This window comes from Xanthomarina maritima, from assembly GCF_008084905.1.
GTDB classification, from domain to species: Bacteria; Bacteroidota; Bacteroidia; order Flavobacteriales; family Flavobacteriaceae; genus Xanthomarina; species Xanthomarina maritima.
This window is the reverse complement of sequence record NZ_VSFC01000010.1, coordinates 1-240: the sequence shown is the minus strand read 5'-3', so window position 1 is coordinate 240 and position 240 is coordinate 1. Positions and strand designations below refer to the sequence as shown.

Sequence of the window (240 nt, the reverse complement as noted above, 5' to 3'; positions counted from 1 at the left end):
TTCAAGGTTTACTAGAATTTCACTTAAAATATTCGTTTCAATTTTGTGTTCTATTCTGTTGTTATTCCAATTATTGATTTGAAGTGCAATTAAAATTCCAATAACCACAAGAATAATTTCTCCGATAGCATATTTAAAATACTTTCCAGTTTTATTTTCCATTAACAAGTTTTGTCTAATCTTTCTAAAGAATTTTATCATTGGTTAGTGGTTGGTTATAATGAAGCACAACGTGTTTGT

The 240-nt window shown here is 26.7% G+C and carries 1 pseudogene; it reads right to left on the bottom strand.

Annotation, left to right across the window (positions count from 1 at the left end):
- Positions 1-201: pseudogene (locus FVF61_RS01520) on the bottom strand (DUF6090 family protein); the annotation flags it as partial.
- Positions 202-240 lie beyond the last annotated feature (39 nt).